Raw genomic sequence first — 17,450 nt, 5'->3', positions numbered from 1 at the left:
TTTATTTGTCCAGAATCTGGAGGGCCAGGCTGTGCATGAAGCCGATGCCGACGTCGATGGCCTGTTCGTCGGGTGCGAAGGTCGCCGTGTGGGAGCGTCCGGCGGCGATACCGACGCCGAGGCGGTAAAAGATCGCGGGGTACTGCCGGCAGTAGAATCCGAAATCCTCGGCCGTGGTGCGCAGCGGGAGCATTTCGACCTTGCGTCCTTCGGCTTTGGCAAGAGCCACGGCGCGTTTGACGAGCATCTCGTCGTTTACCACGCACGGGTAGCCGTGGTTGATGTCGACGTGTGTCGAGACGCCGTACCGGGAGTCGATCTCGGCGGCGATGTTTCCGATGCGGCGGTGGATGATGCCGCGCTCCTGTTCGTCGAAGGTGCGCAGCGTACCCTCCATGTAGACCTCGTCGGGGACGATGTTGGTGGCTCCGGCGGCCTCGACACGCCCGATCGAGAGGACGCACTCCTCGCCGTTGAGGGCGATCATCCGGGTCAGGAGTTCGGCTCCGGCCGCCACGGGGTCTTTGAGCAGCCGGCGCATGGCTCCGTGCCCGCCGGTTCCGTGGACGCGGAAGCGGATTTCGTCGCTGGCGGCCATGTACTTTCCGGCGCGGAACCCGAGGGTCCCGACTTCCAGCTGCGCTTCGACGTGCTCGCCGATGACGGCGCGGACGTCATACCCTTCGAAGGGCTTTTCGGCCAGCACGAGCGACGCTCCGCCGGGATTGCACTCCTCGCCGGGCTGGAACAGTCCGAGGACCGTGCCGCGGAACGCAGGGTCGGCCGCCAACTGTTGCAAGACACCGTATAACACGGCGGCGTGCATGTCGTGGCCGCAGGCGTGCATGACGCCGGGGTTCTGCGATTCCCACGCGCAGCCGGTGGCCTCGGTGATGGGCAGGGCGTCGATATCGGCGCGCAGGACGACGGCGCGGTTCTCTTTTTCGGAGGTTTTCGTTCCCCGGAGGGTTGCCAGTACGCCGGTTTCGGCGATCCGGCGGTGTTCGATTCCGATCCGGTCGAGCTGCGCTTCGATGAAGGCGGCTGTCGCATATTCCCGGAACGAGAGTTCGGGATGGGCGTGCAGGTGCCGTCGGAATTCGACGGGGGTCATTTCTCTTTCACTTTCCATGAGGATCTGAAAAAACGGTTGCGGGGACCGGACGCGGTTACGGGACCGGATCCGCGGGTATGGTTGTGTCAGAAGAGCGTCGAGACGATCTTCTGGATGTTGGTCGTGCGGCTCATCGTGTAGTAGTGCAGCACGGGGACTCCGGCGGCCATGAGTTCGCGGCTCTGGGCGATGGTCCATTCGGTTCCGATCTGCTTGACGCTTTCGGGATGGGCCTTCGCTTCGCGGACGAGCTCTTCGGGGATCTCGACGCTGAACGTTTCGGGCAGCACCTCCAGGTGGCGGAGCGTCGAGAGGGGTTTCAGCCCCGGGATGATCGGTACGGTGATTCCGGCCTCGCGGCAGCGGCGCACGAAGTCGAAATACTTGCGGTTGTCGAAGAACATCTGCGTGATGACATATTCGGCTCCGGCATCGATCTTGGCTTTGAGGTGTGCGATGTCGGAGGTGATGTCGCGGGCCTCGAAGTGGACTTCGGGGTATCCGGCCACGCCGATCGAGAACTTCGAGTGGTGGCACTCCTCGACCTCTCCGTCGATGAAGCGTCCGTGGTTCATGCCGTCGATCTGCCGCACGAGGTCCACGGCGTGGGCGTGCCCCTGGGGATGGGGCATGAAGCGGCGTTCGTTCTGCGACTTGTCGCCGCGCAGGGCCAGGACGTTGTGCAGCCCGAGGAAGTCCATGTCGATGAGCGTGTCCTCGATGTCGTATTTCGAGAGCCCTCCGCAGATCAGATGGGGCACGACCTCCACGCCGTAGCGTTGCTGGATGGCGGCCGAGATGCCGACCGTTCCGGGGCGTCGGCGGACGACGTGCCAGTCGACGCTGCCGTCCTCGCGCACGGTCTCCTTGATCCCCTCGCGGTGGAACGTGATGTTGATGTAGGCCGGATCATAGGGCATCAGCGGCTCGATGGCGGCGAAGATCTTCTGGCTTCCGTCGCCTTTGAGCGGCGGGAGGAGCTCGAAGGCGAAGCGGGTTCGTTTCGAGGCGATCGCCTCGTGGATAATATCGACTACATTCATGTTCGGGGTATTCGGGGTCAGATGTTGTTGGGAATGAGTTTCTTGATCTGCTCGGCGTCCAGACCGCGGCGGCGGGCGTAGTCGAGCAGCTGCTTGGTGTCGATCGTCCCGACGGAGAAGTACTCGGCATCGGCGAACATCAGTCCGCACAGCGCTTCGCCGGGGTCGATCATCCAGTTTTCGGTCAGGCGCATGCCTGTGGTGGCCTCGACGGCCAGCAGGTCGAAGACCTCGCGTTTGAGCGAGTGGTCGGGCGACGCGGGGTAGCCGAAGGCCATGCGGCGTCCGCGGTAGTCGCCGCGGATGATGCGCGGGATGTCGAGCGCTCCTTCGGTCTCGTAGCCCCACATCTGGCGCCGCACGAAGGTGTGCACGGCCTCGGCGAAGGCCTCGGTAAGGCGGTCTGCCAGCAGTTTGGCGAGGATCGCCGAATAGTCGTCGCCCTCGCTGCGGAACTGCTCTTCGAGTTTTTTCAGTCCGATTCCGGCCGTCAGGGCGAAGCATCCGATCCAGTCGCCCTTCGGGGCGATCCAGTCGGCGAGCGAGCGGTTCTCCTCGCCGCGGGTCTGGTTGCGGAGCATCGGGAAGCGCTTTTCGCGCCCTTTGGCGTCGGTTACGACGATGTCGTCCTTTTCGGCACGTGCGGGGAAGATCCCCACGACGCCTTGCAGGGTCAGCAGCCGCCGGTCGCGGATCCGTGCCAGCAGGGCCTGCGCATCGTCGAAGAGCTTGCGGGCCTCGGCGCCCTTTTCGGGATGGTCGAGGATCTCCGGATAACGGCCCTTCAACCCCCAGGCCGGGAAGAAGAAGTTCCAGTCGATGAAGGGTTCGGCATCGGCGATGTCGAAGTCGGGGAAGACCATGCGCCCCGGGTGGAGCGGCTTGACGGGCTGGTGTGCCGGTGCCCCGCGGCGGGCCTTGCGGACCTCGACGATCGGGATGAGGTCGCGTTCGCGGAGTTTCCGGGCATACTCCTCGCGCAGTGCGGCCTGCTTCTGTTTCACCTCGGCGACGTAGGCCTCGGCGTCGTCGCCCAGCAGGCGGGCGAGGATCTGGGTGTTGCGGCTGGCATTGGGCGAGTGGACCACCACGCCGGAGCAGGCCGGGGCGATCTTCACGGCGGTGTGGAGTTCGGAGGTCGTGGCGCCGCCGATGATCACCGGGATGCGCAGGCCGCGGCGTTCCAACTCCTCGCAGACGTGGGCCATTTCGTCGAGCGACGGCGTGATCAGTCCGCTCAAACAGATCGCCTGCGCGCCCCAGGCCACGGCTTCGTCGACGATGCGTTCCGATTCGACCATCACGCCCAGGTCGCGGATCTCGTACCCGTTGCAGGCCATGACCACCGCGACGATATTCTTGCCGATGTCGTGGACGTCGCCCTTGACCGTTGCGATCACGACCTTCCCGGCCGAATGGGCCGACGTTGCGGCTCCCTGTTCGATGTAGGGGGTCAGCACCGCCACGGCGCGTTTCATCACGCGGGCGGTCTTTACGACCTGCGGGAGGAACATCTTGCCCTCGCCGAACAATACGCCGACGCGCTCCATGGCGGGCATCAGCAGGCGGTCGATCACCTCCATCGGGCTGCCGAGCGTGCGGTAGCCTTCGAGGGCGTCCTCCTCGATGTGGTCGGCGATGCCTTTGAGCATGGCGTATCCGATGCGCTCTTCGAGCGGCCCGCTGCGCCAGGCATCGGGGGCCTGCGGCTGGGCCTGGGCGGTCTGCTGCACCTCGTGGGCATACTCCGTGAGGCGTTCGGCGGCATCCGCCCGACGGCAGAGGATCACGTCCTCGACCCGTTCGAGCAGTTCGGGTTCGATCTCGCTGTACACGCGCAGCATCTGGGGATTGACGATCCCCATGTCCATGCCGGCGCGGATCGCGTGGTAGAGGAACGCCGAGTGCATGGCCTCGCGCACGGCGTTGTTGCCGCGGAAGGCGAACGAGAGGTTCGAGACGCCGCCCGAGACCTTCGCATGGGGCAGGTGCTCCCGGATCCAGCGCGTGGCGTCGATGAAGGCTTTGGCGTATCCGTCGTGTTCGGGGATTCCCGTGGCGACGGCCAGCACATTGGGGTCGAAGACGATATCCTCGGCCGGGAATCCGCTGCCGGTCAGGAGCTTGTAGGCGCGTTCGGCGACTTCGACCTTGCGCTCGAAGGTGTCGGCCTGGCCGCGTTCGTCGAAGAGCATCACCACGGCGGCGGCTCCGTAACGGTGGATCTCCGCAGCCCGGCGCAGGAACTCCGCTTCGCCCTCTTTCAGCGAGATGGAGTTGACCACCGACTTGCCCTGCACGACTTCGAGCCCCGCTTGAAGCACCTCCCACTTCGAGGAGTCGATCATCACCGGCACGCGGGCGATTTCGGGTTCCGAGGCCATCAGGTTGAGGAACGTGCGCATGGCCTCGACGCCGTCGATCATGCCGTCGTCCATGCAGACGTCGACGATCTGCGCCCCGGCCTCGACCTGCGCGCGGGCCACCGAGAGTGCCTCCTCGTAGTTGCCTTCGCGGATCAACCGGGCGAACTTCGCCGACCCGGCGACGTTCGTGCGCTCGCCGATGTTGATGAAGTTGGCCTCGGGGACCACCCGCAGCGGTTCCAGGCCGCTCAACGTGGTGACGTGGCGCGGCTCGGGCAGCGGGCGCGGCGTGTAACGGTCGACGATCTTCGCCAGTTCGAAGATGTGCGCGGGGGTCGTTCCGCAGCATCCGCCGACGATGTTCACCAACCCGCGGCGCATGTACTCGCCGACATCCTCGGCGAACATTTCGGGGGTTTCGTCGTAACCGCCCATGACGTTGGGCAGTCCGGCGTTCGGGTGGGCCGAGATGCGGGTTTCGGCCACGGCGGCCAGCCGTTCGAGGTAGGGCATCAGCTGCCGGGCGCCGTAGGCGCAGTTCAGACCGACCGACAGCAGCCGTGCGTGGGAGACCGACGCGGCGAAGGCCTCGACGGTCTGCCCCGAGAGGGTGCGGCCGCTGGCGTCGGCCAGCGTTCCCGAGACCATGACGGGAATCCGCCGCCCGCGCTCCTCGCAGAGCCGGTCGATGGCGTAGAGCGCGGCCTTGGCGTTGAGCGTGTCGAAGACCGTCTCGACGAGCAGGATGTCCGCGCCGCCGTCCATCAGGCCGCGGGCCTGCTCCGTGTAGGCGTCGACCAGCTGGCGGAAGGTCACCTCGCGGGCCGCGGGGTTCGCGACGTCGGCCGACATCGAGGCCGTGCGGTTCGTGGGGCCCATCGATCCGGCGACGAAGCGGGGTTTCTGCGGGTTGCGCGCCGTGAAGGCGTCGGCCGCCTCGCGGGCCACCTCGGCCGCGGCCCGCGACATCTCGTAGGCAAGGGCTTCGAGCCGGTAGTCGGCCAGCGACACGGCGTTGGCGTTGAACGAGTCGGTTTCGATGATGTCGGCCCCGGCCTGCAAGTATTTCTCGTGGATTTCGCGCACCACCTCGGGACGGGTCAGCACCAGCAGGTCGTTGCACCCTTTGAGCTGTACGTCCCACGAGCGGAAGCGCTCGCCGCGGTACTGCTCCTCCTGCAATCCGTAGCCCTGGACCATGGTCCCGAATCCGCCGTCGAGCAGCAGGATGCGGCGCGCGAGCAGGGCGTGCAGCGTATCGTTTTTCGTATCTGCGGGTATCATTGTTCGATGATCTCTATTTCAAACAGTTTGCTCCAATTCTTGCCCGTGACGAAGAGGCGCCGGCCTTCGGCGTCCCAGGCGATTCCGTTCAGCACGTCGGTCGTCGACGTGTACTCCCCGGCGGGCAGCAGCCCCGTGAGGTCCACGATCCCCTCGACGCGGCCCGTCGCCGGGTCGATGATGACGAGCTGGTCGGTCGTGTAGACGTTGGCCCAGATGCGGCCGTCGATCCATTCCAGTTCGTTGAGGTAGGGCACCGCCTCGCCCCGCCAGGTGACCGTCACGCGCTTCTCGCGGCGGAACGTCGCCGGGTCCACCGTGTAGAGGTTGGCCGAGCCGTCGCTCATGTAGAGTTTCCGCCCGTCGGTCGTGAGTCCCCAGCCCTCGCCGGTGTAGCGGTGGTCGCGGGTCTTTTCGAGTTTTCCGTCGCGGATGCGGTAGACGTGGGCGGTGTTCGACTGCCAGGTGAGCTGGAAGAGCTCGTCGCCGAGGATGGCGATCCCCTCGCCGAACTCCGAGCGGGGCAGGCGGGCCAGTTCGCGGGTGCGTCCGGTTTCGAGGTCGAGGGTCTGGACGACCGATTCGCCGTGCTGCCCGGTACTCTCCCAGAGCCGGCCGTCGTGCCAGAGCAGCCCCTGCGTATAGGCCTTCGTCGAGTGGGGGTGGACGGTCTTCACGCGGTAGGTGTATTGTCGGGGTTCCGCCTGTACGGACGCAGCGGTGCTCTCCGCGCTGTTTTTCCGGGTGCGGGCGGGGGTGTTTCCGCAGGCCTGGAACAGCACGGCCGTCAGCAGGAGTATCGTTGCAGCTTTCATCGTTCGAAAGAATATATTCCGCAAAGTTACGAAAAGCAAACCACAAATCATAATTTCCTTTATATTATGGGAGTTTCTGTTGCCGGGATGGGAATAATTTCGTATCTTTGCCTCCCGATTCCGCACGGAAAAACGTAAGAAAACAGATATAACACATTCATTATGAACATCGTAAGAGAACAGCACGGCGAGAACAACTCGCTGATCCGCGTGACCGTCGGTCCGGATGATTACGGTCAGGAGGTCGAAAAGTCCCTGCGCGAGTACCGCCGCAAGGCCAACATCCCGGGCTTCCGCCCCGGCATGGTCCCGATGGGCATCATCCGCAAGATGTACGGCAAGGGCGTCGTGGCCGAGCAGTCCTACCGCACGGCTTCGAACTCCGTCTTCGAATACCTCCAAAAGGAGGGCATCGACTACCTGGGCGACGTGATTCCGGCCGAGGAGCAGGGGGCCTTCGACTTCGAGAACAACACCGAGTTCGAGTTCGTCTTCGAGATCGGCGAGGCTCCGGCCATCAACCTCGATCTCTCGGAGAAGGACAAGCTGACCTACCACAAGATCAAGGTCGACAAGAAGATGCACGACGACTACCGCTCGAACTACCTGCGCCGCTACGGACGTCTGGTGGACGCCGCGGAGGTGACCTCGGACGAGGCGCTGACCGTGACGCTCGACAACGGCGACATGAACGTGGCCGACGCCTACGTGGGTCTGATCTCGATGTCGGAGGAGGAGCGCAAGCCCTTCCTGGGCAAGAAGGTCGGCGACAAGATGCACGTGAACATCAACGAGCTCTACAAGAACCCGGCCCAGCGCGCCGCCTGCCTGCAAGTCAAGGAGAACGAGCTGGAAGGCATCAATCCGGAGTTCGAGATGGAGATCACCAAGATCCGCAAGTTCGCCGAGCCGGAGCTGAACGAGGAGTTCTTCAAGATGGCCTTCCCGCAGGGCAACGTCACGGACGAGGCCGGGTTCGACAAGCTGATCGACGAGCAGATCGCCGCCGAGCTGCGCCGTGAGAGCGACTACCTCTTCACGCTGCAACTGCGCGACTACCTCGTGAAGAAGGCGGATCTGAAAATGCCCGAGGCCTTCCTCAAACGCTGGCTCTACACGATCAACGAGGGCAAGTTCACGATGGAGGAGATCGGGAAGGACTTCGACCAGTTCCTGAAAATGTTCACCTGGAACTACCTCCAAAAGCACTTCATCAAGGCCGACAACCTCACCGTGACGAAGGAGGAGGCCGAGGCCGAGGCCAAGGCGCTGGCCGCCGCGCAGTTCGCGCAGTACGGCATGCCGTCGGCTCCGGACGAGATGCTGGCCGGCTATGCCGGGAAGATCCTCTCCGACAAGGAGCAGGGCCAGAAGATCTACGAGAAGCTCTACGAGGTGAAGGTCGTGGAGGATGTGAAATCGAAGATCAAGGTGACGGAAAAAGCCGTTTCCGCAGATGATTTCGCCAAATTGGCGAAGGAGCTTTAAGATTCGCCGATTTTTGATTATCTTTGGACTTTGCAGGCGTGATGTTTGCAAAGTCCTTCTTTTGTGCATGGGAAACGCACTCGGTGCGGAGTCCGGCGGCCCCGGTGAGCGGAAAGGGAAGTCGGGAAGCCCGGATTCCGGAGAGAATGCAAAGATACAGGGAAAATATGTCAGAATTCGAAAAATACGCACGGAAACATTGCGGGGTCAGTTCGCTGAAACTGCATGACTTCCAGTCGGTGAGCGCGGCCTACGTGTCGCCGACGATCATCGAGGAGCGCCAGCTGAACGTGGCGACGATGGATGTCTTCTCGCGCTTGATGATGGACCGCATCATCTTCCTCGGGGCTCCGATCTACGACGACGCGGCCAACATCATCCAGGCGCAGCTGCTCTTCCTCGAATCGGTCGACCCCGAGAAGGACATCCAGATCTACATCAACTCGCCCGGCGGTTCGGTATCGGCCGGACTGGGCATCTACGACACGATGCAGCTCGTGGCGCCCGACGTGGCGACGATCTGTACGGGTCTGGCGGCTTCGATGGGTGCCGTGCTCCTCACCGCGGGGGCGAAGGGCAAGCGCGCGGCGCTGCCCCATTCGCGGGTGATGATCCACCAGCCGCTGGGCGGGGCGCAGGGCCAGGCCTCCGACATCGAGATCACGGCGCGCGAGATCATGAAGACCAAACGGGAACTCTATGAGATCCTCTCGGCGCATTCGGGCGTGTCGGTCCGCAAGATCGAGAAGGATGCCGACCGCGACTACTGGCTGTCGGCGCGCGAGGCCAAAGAGTACGGGCTCATCGATGAGGTGCTGTCCAAACGAGAGAAGTAAAATCTTATGACACAAAACCGAAACAACCATACGAACAACAGGAACGGCGGAGACAGCTGTTCGTTTTGCGGAGCGAAGCGTTCGGAGGTGGAGATCATGTTCCAGGGCGTGGACGGCGCGAACATCTGCAACAAGTGCATCGAGAACGGCTACCGCATTCTGGTGGACAACGACGTGGCGGCTGACGGGAAATCCCGCCGCTCCGCAGTTGCGCCTCTGAAAAAGGAGGAGCTGCTCAAACCGGCCCAGATCAAGGAGTTCCTCGACCAGTACGTCATCGGGCAGGACGCCGCGAAGCGCTACATGTCGGTGGCGGTCTACAACCACTACAAGCGGCTGCTTTACGCGCCGAAGGAGAACGACGTGGAGCTCGACAAGTCGAACATCGTGCTCGTGGGACCCACCGGCACGGGCAAGACGCTGATGGCCCGCACGATCGCCAAGCTGCTGAAAGTGCCCTTCACGATCGTCGACGCCACGGTGCTGACCGAGGCGGGTTACGTGGGCGAGGATGTCGAGAGCATCCTCTCGCGGCTGTTGCAGGTGGCGGACTACGACGTGGAGCAGGCCCAGCGGGGCATCGTCTTCATCGACGAGATCGACAAGATCGCGCGCAAGGGCGACAACCCGTCGATCACGCGCGACGTCTCGGGCGAGGGAGTCCAGCAGGCGCTGTTGAAGATCCTCGAAGGAACGGTGGTGAACGTACCGCCGCAGGGCGGGCGCAAGCACCCCGAGCAGAAGTTCATCCAGGTCGACACGCGCAACATCCTCTTCATCTGCGGCGGAGCGTTCGACGGCATCGAGAAGAAGATCGCCCAGCGGCTCAACACGCGGGCGATGGGCTACGGGCGGATCAACGCCGACCCGATCGACCGCTCGAACCTCATGCAGTACGTCACGCCGCAGGACCTCAAATCCTTCGGACTGATTCCGGAGCTGGTGGGACGCCTCCCGGTGCTGACCTACATGCAGCCGCTGGGGCGCGAGGCGCTGCGTTCGATCCTGACGGAACCGCGCAACGCGATCATCAAGCAGTATGTCCGGCTGTTCGAGCTCGACGGCGTGAAGCTCGCCTTCGACGACGACGTGCTGGACTACATCGTCGACAAGGCCGTGGAGTTCAAGCTCGGGGCGCGGGGGTTGCGTTCGATCTGCGAGGCGATCATGATGGACACGATGTTCGAGTTGCCGTCGACGGATACGCATCAGTTCACCGTGACGCTGGATTATGCGCGTAAAAAGATAGAAAAAGCAAAGATTTTGGAGTTAAAACAAGTCGGATAGTTTTCTTTTGTTTGCTTTTTGTTATCTTTGCTGCGTATCCGGACGGCTCCCGGTCGGCATGCGCGGGACGATGAACCGGGATTTGGAATATCGAGAAACCTGTTAAAAATACTAACTCTATGTCTACAACGAATTCAAAACTTACGCGCGTGGCCGACAATGTCCGCATTCTGTCGGCGGCGATGGTGGAAAAGGCCAAATCGGGGCATCCGGGCGGTGCGATGGGCGGCGCGGATTTCATCACGGTGCTCTTTGCCGAGTTCCTGCGTTACGACCCCGACCGGATGGATTATCCGTTTCGGGACCGGTTCTTCCTCGATCCGGGCCACATGTCGCCGATGTTGTATGCGACGCTTTCGCTGGCGGGGCACTATACGACCGAGGATCTGCAATCGCTGCGGCAGTGGGGCAGCGTGACGCCGGGTCACCCCGAAGTCGACGTGATGCGCGGGGTGGAGAATACGTCGGGCCCGCTGGGTCAGGGACATGCCATGGCCCTCGGCGCCGCGATTGCCGAGCGTTTCATGGTGGCGCGCTTCGGCGAGTGGATGGCTCACCGGACCTACGCCTACATTTCGGACGGCGCCGTCGAGGAGGAGATCTCGCAGGGCGTGGGCCGCATCGCCGGCCACCTCGGGTTGTCGAACCTGGTGATGTTCTACGATGCGAACAACATCCAGCTTTCGACGAAAGTCGATGAGGTCGACACGGAAAACGTCGCCATGAAGTACGAGGCGTGGGGTTGGAACGTGCTGTCGATCGACGGACACAACATCAACGAGATCCGCGAGGCGCTGGTTGCCGCCGAGAGCGAGACGGAGCGCCCGACGCTCATCATCGGGCGTACGATCATGGGCAAGGGTGCCAAGGGCCCCGACGGCGGGAGCTTCGAGGATAAGGTCTCGACGCACGGACAGCCGCTGACGTCCGCCGGAGCCGACTTTGCGGCCACGGTGCGGAATCTGGGCGGCGATCCGGAGCATCCGTTTGCGCTCTTCGAGGAGAGCCGCGAGGTCTTTGCCGCGCGTCGCGAGGCGTTGAAGGAGTGGGCTGCGAAGCAGGCTGCCGTCGAGAAGTCGTGGCGCAGCGAACACAAGGAGCTGGCGATCAAGCTCGACTCGTTCCTTTCGGGCAAGCTGCCGGAGATCGACTACAAGCAGATCGAGGTGAAGGCCGACGTGGCGACGCGGGCGGCTTCGGCTTCGGTGCTGGGGGTCTATGCCGAGAAGATCGAGAACATGATCGTGGCGTCGGCCGACCTTTCGAACTCGGACAAGACCGACGGATTTTTGAAGAAGACCAAGGCCTTCACGAAAGGAGACTTTTCGGGAAAATTCTTCCAGGCGGGGGTTTCGGAGCTGACGATGGCCTGCGTGATGAACGGCATGGCGCTGCACGGCGGTGTGATTCCGGTTTGCGGGACGTTCTTCGTCTTCTCGGACTACATGAAGCCGGCGGTTCGTCTTTCGGCGCTGATGCGCCTGCACGTGGTTTACGTCTGGACGCACGACTCGTTCCGTGTGGGCGAGGACGGTCCGACGCACCAGCCCGTGGAGCACGAGGCGCAGATCCGCCTGATGGAACACTTGCGGAACCACCACGGCGAGCGATCGATGGTCGTGCTGCGTCCGGCGGATGCCGAGGAGACGGTCATGGCCTGGAAACTGGCCGTCGAGGAGCACCGTCCCGTGGCCCTGGTTCTGTCGCGTCAAAATATCAAAAACCTGCCGACGCTGGGAGCCAGCCGCCGCGAGGAGGCCGCACAGATTGCGAAAGGCGGTTACGTGGTGATGGATGCCGCGAAGCCGGCTGCGGTGCTGATCGCTTCGGGTTCGGAGGTCTCGACGCTGGTCGAAGGTGCCGAACTGCTGGCGGCCGAAGGCATTGCCGTGCGTGTGGTGAGCGTCCCGAGCGAGGGGGTGTTCCGCGACCAGCCCAAGTCGTATCAGGAGTCGGTGCTGCCGGCCGGACTGCCGCGTTACGGCATGACGTCGGGGCTTCCGGTGAACCTGCTGGGGCTTGTCGGCGAGCAGGGCATGATCCACGGACTCGACCACTTCGGCTATTCGGCTCCGTACAAGGTGCTGGACGAGAAGTTCGGCTATAACGGTGCGACGGTTGCCGCCGAGGTGAAGAAGATGCTGGGCCGGTAATCTCCGGACCCGCGAAACGAAGGGGAGGGACGACCGAAGATCGCCCCTCCCCCTTTTATATACATAGGTAGGAAGGGCCGGCGTACGATTTTTTTGCAAAAACCCGGACAATTCGCTTGCCAGTCCGCGAAAACTCGCTATCTTTGCGATCCCGTCTGTCAAGCGGGGAAATGTGGAAAGATTTGACTGATTGCAAACCACAATAAAAAATCGCTAAAACAGCACGTTTTTTATTTCTCAACAGCCAATTTTTCCCATTTTATACGTTTAACCTCAAAAAACGGATCAAAATGGGTTTTTTGTTTACATCGGAGTCGGTGTCCGAAGGGCACCCCGATAAGGTCTCGGATCAGATTTCCGACGCCATTCTCGACGAATTCCTGCGCCACGACGCCAATTCGAAAGTCGCCTGCGAGACGCTCTGCACCACGGGACTCGTGGTCGTTGCGGGCGAAGTGCGTTCGGAGGCCTATGTCGACGTGCAGGGCGTGGCCCGGCGCGTGATCGAGCGCATCGGCTATACGAAGAGCGAATACCAGTTCGACTGCAACTCGTGCGGCATCCTTTCGGCCATCCACGAGCAGTCCCCGGACATCAACCAGGGCGTCGTCCGCGAGCAGGAGGAGGAGCAGGGTGCCGGCGACCAGGGCATCATGTTCGGATACGCCTGCAACGAGACGCGCGAGATGATGCCGGCGACGCTGATCCTTTCGCACGTCATTCTGAAAGAGTTGGCCGTCATCCGCCGCGAAGGGAAGGTGATGACCTACCTGCGCCCGGATTCGAAGTCGCAGGTGACGATCGAGTACGACGAGCAGACGAACCGTCCGCTGCGCGTGCACACGATCGTCGTCTCGACGCAGCACGACGAGTTTATCCGTCCGGGTGAGGGCGTCAGTGAGAAGGAGGCCGAGCGGCAGATGCAGGAGCGCATCCGCGAGGACGTGCGCACGATCCTCATTCCGCGCGTGAAGGCGCGTCTGGAACGGGCCGGGGACAAGCTGGCGGAGTTGATCGGCGACGACTATATCCTGCACGTGAACCCCACGGGCAAGTTTGTCATCGGCGGTCCTCACGGCGATACGGGGCTCACGGGCCGCAAGATCATCGTCGACACCTACGGCGGGCGCGGTGCGCACGGCGGCGGCGCTTTCTCGGGCAAGGACTCCTCGAAGGTGGACCGTTCGGCCGCCTATGCCGCGCGTCACATTGCCAAGAACCTCGTGGCGGCGGGTGTCGCCGAGCAGGTGCTCGTGGAGTTGAGCTACGCCATCGGCATCGCCCAGCCGCTGTCGATCTACGTCGACACCTACCGTTCGCCGCGCCCGAAGGCGCTCGAAGGGATGACCGACGGCGAGATCGCCCGCCGCATCGGCAAACTCTTCGACCTGCGACCTGCGGCCATCGTGAAACGCTTCGGGTTGAAAAACCCGATTTTCGAGGCCACGGCCTCCTACGGACATTTCGGCAACCGCCCCTACACGAAGGTGGAGAAGGTCCGGGAGAACGGCCGCGAGGTGGAGCGCGAGATCGAGTTCTTCGGCTGGGAGAAGCTCGACGCCGTGGAGGAGATCCGCCGGGAGTTCGGACTGTGACGGACTCCGTTCGTATGTCGGGGTGCCCGAAGGGGCGCCCCGATTTTTTTGTACGAATCGGACATACTAACCGGACGATTCCGCCCGTTTGTCCCACAAAGGAAATTTGAAACAATGCCTATGCAGGAAAACAGCCTCTCATGAACAAGCACTAAACTCTTAAAGTTATGAAAAAGGCATTTTTATTTTTGGGCTTTGCAGCCCTGGCGGCCGTAACCGGAGGGCTCACGGCCTGGACCGTGGTCGGAAACCGCGGGACCGAGGTCGCCTATGTCGAGCGCGAGGTGGAGCGTACCCCCGCGCTGGGCAACCATTTCACGTCGTACCAGAACGAACAATATCCCGACCTGACCTATGCCGCCGAAAATGCGGTGAAGGCCGTGGTGAACATCGAGGCGATCCAGCAGGTGGAGATGCCGCGCCGCGGATACGATCCGTTTCTGGAATTCTTCGGCATTCCGCAGGATTACGGCTACGGTGACGGGCGTCCGCAGTACCGCGAGCAGCGGGCCGGCGGTTCGGGTGTCATCATCTCGGAGGACGGCTACATCGTGACGAACAACCACGTCGTCGACGGCGCCTCGAAACTCAAAGTGAAACTCAACGACGGCCGGACGTTCGATGCCAAACTCATCGGCACGGATTCGGCGACGGATCTTGCGCTGTTGAAGGTCGAGGCGAAGGATCTCCCGACGCTGCCCTTCGGGTCGTCGGACGCCCTGCGTCTGGGCGAGTGGGTGCTGGCGATCGGCTCGCCGTTCGATCTGCAATCGACCATCACGGCCGGTATCGTGAGCGCGAAGGCGCGTCAGCTGGGCGCCATCCCGAATGATTTCCGCATCGAGTCGTTCATCCAGACCGACGCGGCGGTGAACCCCGGCAACTCGGGCGGTGCGCTGGTCAACACGCACGGGGAGTTGGTCGGCATCAACACGCTCATCAAGTCGCAGACGGGCAGCTATGTGGGTTATTCGTTCGCCATTCCGGAGACGATCGTGCGCAAGGTGGTGGTCGACCTGAAAGAGTTCGGCGTCGTGCAGCGTGCCCTGCTGGGCATCCAGTTCCGCGTGGTGGATCAGGATTTTCTCGATGCCGAGGGCAAGGATTTGGGCATCAAGGATCTGGGCGGAGCCTACGTGGCGAGCGTGGTCGAAGGCGGAGCCGCTTCGGAGGCGGGGATCCGCAAGGGCGACGTGATTCTGGCCATCGACGGCGTGAAGATCACCGAACCGTCGACCTTGCAGGAGCAGATCGCCCGCCACCGACCCAACGATACGGTCAAATTATCGGTAAAAAGGGACGGCGAGGTGAAACAATTTGAGGTTACTTTGCGTAATAAGGCTGGTAAAACGGAATTGATGACCAAAGAGGACGTCGACGTGGTCGAGGCCCTCGGCGGGAAGTTCGCCGATGCGGGAACCAAACTGTGCCGTGAGCTCGAGATCAAGGGCGGTGTACAGGTGGTCGGCATCAAGGCCGACGGAATTCTGGCCCGGGCCCGCGTCAAGCAGGGATTTGTGATTACGCACATCAACGACCGCCCGGTCTATTCGCTCAATGAGATGCAGCGCATGACCGAGAAGGTCCGTTCGATCGACGGCGTATATCCGAACGGCCGCTCGGCAAGCTACATGCTCGTCGAGTAGTTGCCTTGTCCGCAGGCGGGTTCCACGGAGTGACATTTTCAGGATAGTTAAGTTAATATGCGTCAGTTAAAAATTACGAAGTCCATCACCAACCGCGAAAGCGCCTCGCTGGACAAGTATCTGCAAGAGATCGGCAAGGAGGAGCTCATCACGGTTGAGGAGGAGGTGGAACTCGCCCAACGGATCAAGAAAGGCGACCAGGAAGCCCTCGAAAAACTTACGAAAGCGAACCTCCGGTTCGTGGTTTCCGTGGCCAAGCAATACCAGAACCAGGGATTGAGCCTCCCGGACCTGATCAATGAAGGCAACCTCGGCCTGATCAAGGCCGCCGAGAAGTTCGACGAAACGCGCGGATTCAAGTTCATCTCCTACGCGGTGTGGTGGATCCGGCAGTCGATTCTGCAAGCCCTTGCCGAGCAGTCGCGCATCGTGCGCCTGCCGTTGAACCAGGTGGGCTCGCTCAACAAGATCAACAAGGCGTTCGCGCGCTTCGAACAGGAGCACGAACGTACGCCGTCGCCCGAGGAGCTGGCTACGGAGTTGGAACTCCCGAAGGAGAAGGTAACCGATACGCTGCGGGTCGCCGGACGGCATGTCTCGGTGGACGCCCCGTTTGCCGACGGCGAGGACAACTCGCTGCTCGACGTGCTGGTGAACCCCGATTCGCCGAACGCCGACCGCGGGCTGATCAACGAATCCCTCTCGACGGAGGTCGATCGGGCGTTGGAGACCCTGACCGAACGCGAACGCGACATCATCAAGTACTTCTTCGGCATCGGCTGCTCGGAGATGACGCTCGAAGAGATCGGCGAGAAGTTCGACCTCACGCGCGAACGGGTCCGCCAGATCAAGGAGAAGGCGATCCGCCGCCTGCGCCACTCGTCGCGCTCGAAGCTGCTGAAATCCTATCTGGGGTAGTCGTTGCCCCGTGTGGAATATGAAAAATCGGAGGTTTCCAAAAACCTCCGGTTTTTTTGTGTCGGTGTCGGACGGAACCTGCTGTGGCGGAGAGGCCGCGGCGCCGCTCTGCCTGCGGACATTGCGGGATCGCTGCGGGGCTGTTCCGAGCCGTCGCCGTTCCGGAATTGTCGCCGCACCGGCCCGCTACCAGACGATCGGCGCCTTGCCCTGACTGACGAGGTATTCGTTGGCGCGCGAGAAGTGGCGGCAGCCGAAGAAGCCGCGGTAGACCGAGAGCGGCGAGGGGTGCACGGCTTTCAGAATGAGGTTGCGCTGCGGGTCGGCGATGGCCCCCTTCTTTTGGGCGTAACTGCCCCAGAGCATGTAGACGATCCCCTGCCGGCGCTCGGCAATGGCCCGCACGACGGCATCGGTGAAGGTCTCCCAGCCGCGCCCGGCGTGCGAGGCGGCCTCGTGGGCCCGGACCGTCAGCACGGCGTTCAGCAGCAGCACACCCTGCTCGGCCCAGCGGTCGAGGTTCCCGCTGGCGGGAATCGGGGTCCCGGTGTCGTCGTGGACCTCCTTGAAGATGTTCTGCAACGAGGGCGGGAAGGGCACGCCGTCGCCCACCGAGAAGCAGAGCCCGTTGGCCTGCCCGGGTCCGTGATAGGGGTCCTGCCCGATGATGACGACCTTCAACTCCTCGAACGGACATTTGTCGAAGGCCCGGAAGATATTGCTTCCGCGCGGGAAGATGCGGCGGGTGGCGTACTCCTGCCGCACGAACTCCGTGAGTTGTGCGAAGTAGGGTTTTTCGAACTCCGGGGCGAGAATCTCCTTCCAGTCGGCAGCGATCTTTACATCCATGTTGCAAGGGTATTAAAAACGGATTGTATGATAGGATAAAGGTAGCAAAAAGTTTG

General features: G+C 62.5%; 12 protein-coding genes. 7 read left to right on the top strand and 5 right to left on the bottom strand.

Going from position 1 to position 17,450, the window contains the following annotated elements:
* Position 1: 1 nt before the first annotated feature.
* The 4 genes from B5G16_RS02895 to B5G16_RS02880 all read right to left on the bottom strand — a co-directional run bounded on the left by B5G16_RS02895 (position 2) and on the right by B5G16_RS02880 (position 6,622).
* Complete coding sequence (locus B5G16_RS02895; protein WP_087260889.1) at positions 2–1,114, bottom strand: M20 family metallopeptidase; 1,113 nt, start codon at positions 1,112–1,114, stop codon at positions 2–4.
* An 86-nt stretch (positions 1,115–1,200) separates the two neighbouring features.
* Positions 1,201–2,157 (bottom strand): methylenetetrahydrofolate reductase, encoded by a 957-nt coding sequence (locus B5G16_RS02890; RefSeq protein WP_087260887.1) that lies wholly within the window; start codon positions 2,155–2,157, stop codon positions 1,201–1,203.
* A gap of 17 nt (positions 2,158–2,174) precedes the next feature.
* A complete protein-coding gene (metH, locus tag B5G16_RS02885) occupies positions 2,175–5,807 on the bottom strand; it encodes a methionine synthase (protein ID WP_087260885.1) in 3,633 nt (1,210 codons plus the stop codon).
* Entirely contained in the window at positions 5,804–6,622 is an 819-nt protein-coding gene (locus B5G16_RS02880) for a glutaminyl-peptide cyclotransferase (protein ID WP_087260883.1), read from the bottom strand. Before B5G16_RS02880 ends, metH begins: the two co-directional genes overlap by 4 nt.
* Before the next feature lie 162 nt (positions 6,623–6,784).
* On the opposite strand from B5G16_RS02880, the gene B5G16_RS02875 reads away from it, so the two are divergent.
* The 7 genes from B5G16_RS02875 (at position 6,785) to B5G16_RS02845 (ending at position 16,545) form a co-directional block, all read left to right on the top strand.
* Complete coding sequence (locus B5G16_RS02875) at positions 6,785–8,110, top strand: trigger factor (protein ID WP_087260881.1); 1,326 nt, start codon at positions 6,785–6,787, stop codon at positions 8,108–8,110.
* Between the two features lie 167 nt (positions 8,111–8,277).
* Positions 8,278–8,946, top strand: a complete 669-nt coding sequence (clpP, locus tag B5G16_RS02870; RefSeq protein WP_087260879.1) for an ATP-dependent Clp endopeptidase proteolytic subunit ClpP — start codon at positions 8,278–8,280, stop codon at positions 8,944–8,946.
* A gap of 6 nt (positions 8,947–8,952) precedes the next feature.
* Positions 8,953–10,233 (top strand): ATP-dependent Clp protease ATP-binding subunit ClpX, encoded by a 1,281-nt coding sequence (clpX, locus tag B5G16_RS02865; protein WP_087260877.1) that lies wholly within the window; start codon positions 8,953–8,955, stop codon positions 10,231–10,233.
* A gap of 119 nt (positions 10,234–10,352) precedes the next feature.
* A complete protein-coding gene (locus tag B5G16_RS02860; protein WP_087260875.1) occupies positions 10,353–12,386 on the top strand; it encodes a transketolase family protein in 2,034 nt (677 codons plus the stop codon).
* Positions 12,387–12,676: 290 nt separating this feature from the next.
* Positions 12,677–13,981, top strand: a complete 1,305-nt coding sequence (gene metK, locus B5G16_RS02855) for a methionine adenosyltransferase (protein ID WP_087260873.1) — start codon at positions 12,677–12,679, stop codon at positions 13,979–13,981.
* A gap of 167 nt (positions 13,982–14,148) precedes the next feature.
* A complete protein-coding gene (locus tag B5G16_RS02850; RefSeq protein WP_087260871.1) occupies positions 14,149–15,627 on the top strand; it encodes a Do family serine endopeptidase in 1,479 nt (492 codons plus the stop codon).
* A gap of 57 nt (positions 15,628–15,684) precedes the next feature.
* Positions 15,685–16,545 (top strand): sigma-70 family RNA polymerase sigma factor, encoded by an 861-nt coding sequence (locus tag B5G16_RS02845; protein WP_087260869.1) that lies wholly within the window; start codon positions 15,685–15,687, stop codon positions 16,543–16,545.
* A 186-nt stretch (positions 16,546–16,731) separates the two neighbouring features.
* On the opposite strand, the gene ung is transcribed toward B5G16_RS02845, so the two are convergent.
* Positions 16,732–17,394: a uracil-DNA glycosylase gene (ung, locus tag B5G16_RS02840; RefSeq protein ID WP_087260868.1), complete on the bottom strand. Its 663-nt coding sequence runs from the start codon at positions 17,392–17,394 to the stop codon at positions 16,732–16,734.
* Between the last annotated feature and the right edge of the window lie 56 nt (positions 17,395–17,450).

The sequence above is a fragment of the Alistipes sp. An66 genome, from assembly GCF_002161445.1.
Taxonomy (GTDB): Bacteria; Bacteroidota; Bacteroidia; order Bacteroidales; family Rikenellaceae; genus Alistipes; species Alistipes cottocaccae.
Note: the sequence above shows the minus strand (reverse complement) of the source record. Positions and strands in the feature narration are given on the sequence as shown.

Bases quoted from the DNA above. Each gene is read 5' to 3' on its own strand.
- B5G16_RS02895 (WP_087260889.1), bottom strand. From the start codon at position 1,114: ATGACCCCCGTCGAATTCCGACGGCACCTGCACGCCCATCCCGAACTC.
- B5G16_RS02890 (WP_087260887.1), bottom strand. From the start codon at position 2,157: ATGAATGTAGTCGATATTATCCACGAGGCGATCGCCTCGAAACGAACC.
- metH (WP_087260885.1), bottom strand. From the start codon at position 5,807: ATGATACCCGCAGATACGAAAAACGATACGCTGCACGCCCTGCTCGCG.
- B5G16_RS02880 (WP_087260883.1), bottom strand. From the start codon at position 6,622: ATGAAAGCTGCAACGATACTCCTGCTGACGGCCGTGCTGTTCCAGGCC.
- B5G16_RS02875 (WP_087260881.1), top strand. From the start codon at position 6,785: ATGAACATCGTAAGAGAACAGCACGGCGAGAACAACTCGCTGATCCGC.
- clpP (WP_087260879.1), top strand. From the start codon at position 8,278: ATGTCAGAATTCGAAAAATACGCACGGAAACATTGCGGGGTCAGTTCG.
- clpX (WP_087260877.1), top strand. From the start codon at position 8,953: ATGACACAAAACCGAAACAACCATACGAACAACAGGAACGGCGGAGAC.
- B5G16_RS02860 (WP_087260875.1), top strand. From the start codon at position 10,353: ATGTCTACAACGAATTCAAAACTTACGCGCGTGGCCGACAATGTCCGC.
- metK (WP_087260873.1), top strand. From the start codon at position 12,677: ATGGGTTTTTTGTTTACATCGGAGTCGGTGTCCGAAGGGCACCCCGAT.
- B5G16_RS02850 (WP_087260871.1), top strand. From the start codon at position 14,149: ATGAAAAAGGCATTTTTATTTTTGGGCTTTGCAGCCCTGGCGGCCGTA.
- B5G16_RS02845 (WP_087260869.1), top strand. From the start codon at position 15,685: ATGCGTCAGTTAAAAATTACGAAGTCCATCACCAACCGCGAAAGCGCC.
- ung (WP_087260868.1), bottom strand. From the start codon at position 17,394: ATGGATGTAAAGATCGCTGCCGACTGGAAGGAGATTCTCGCCCCGGAG.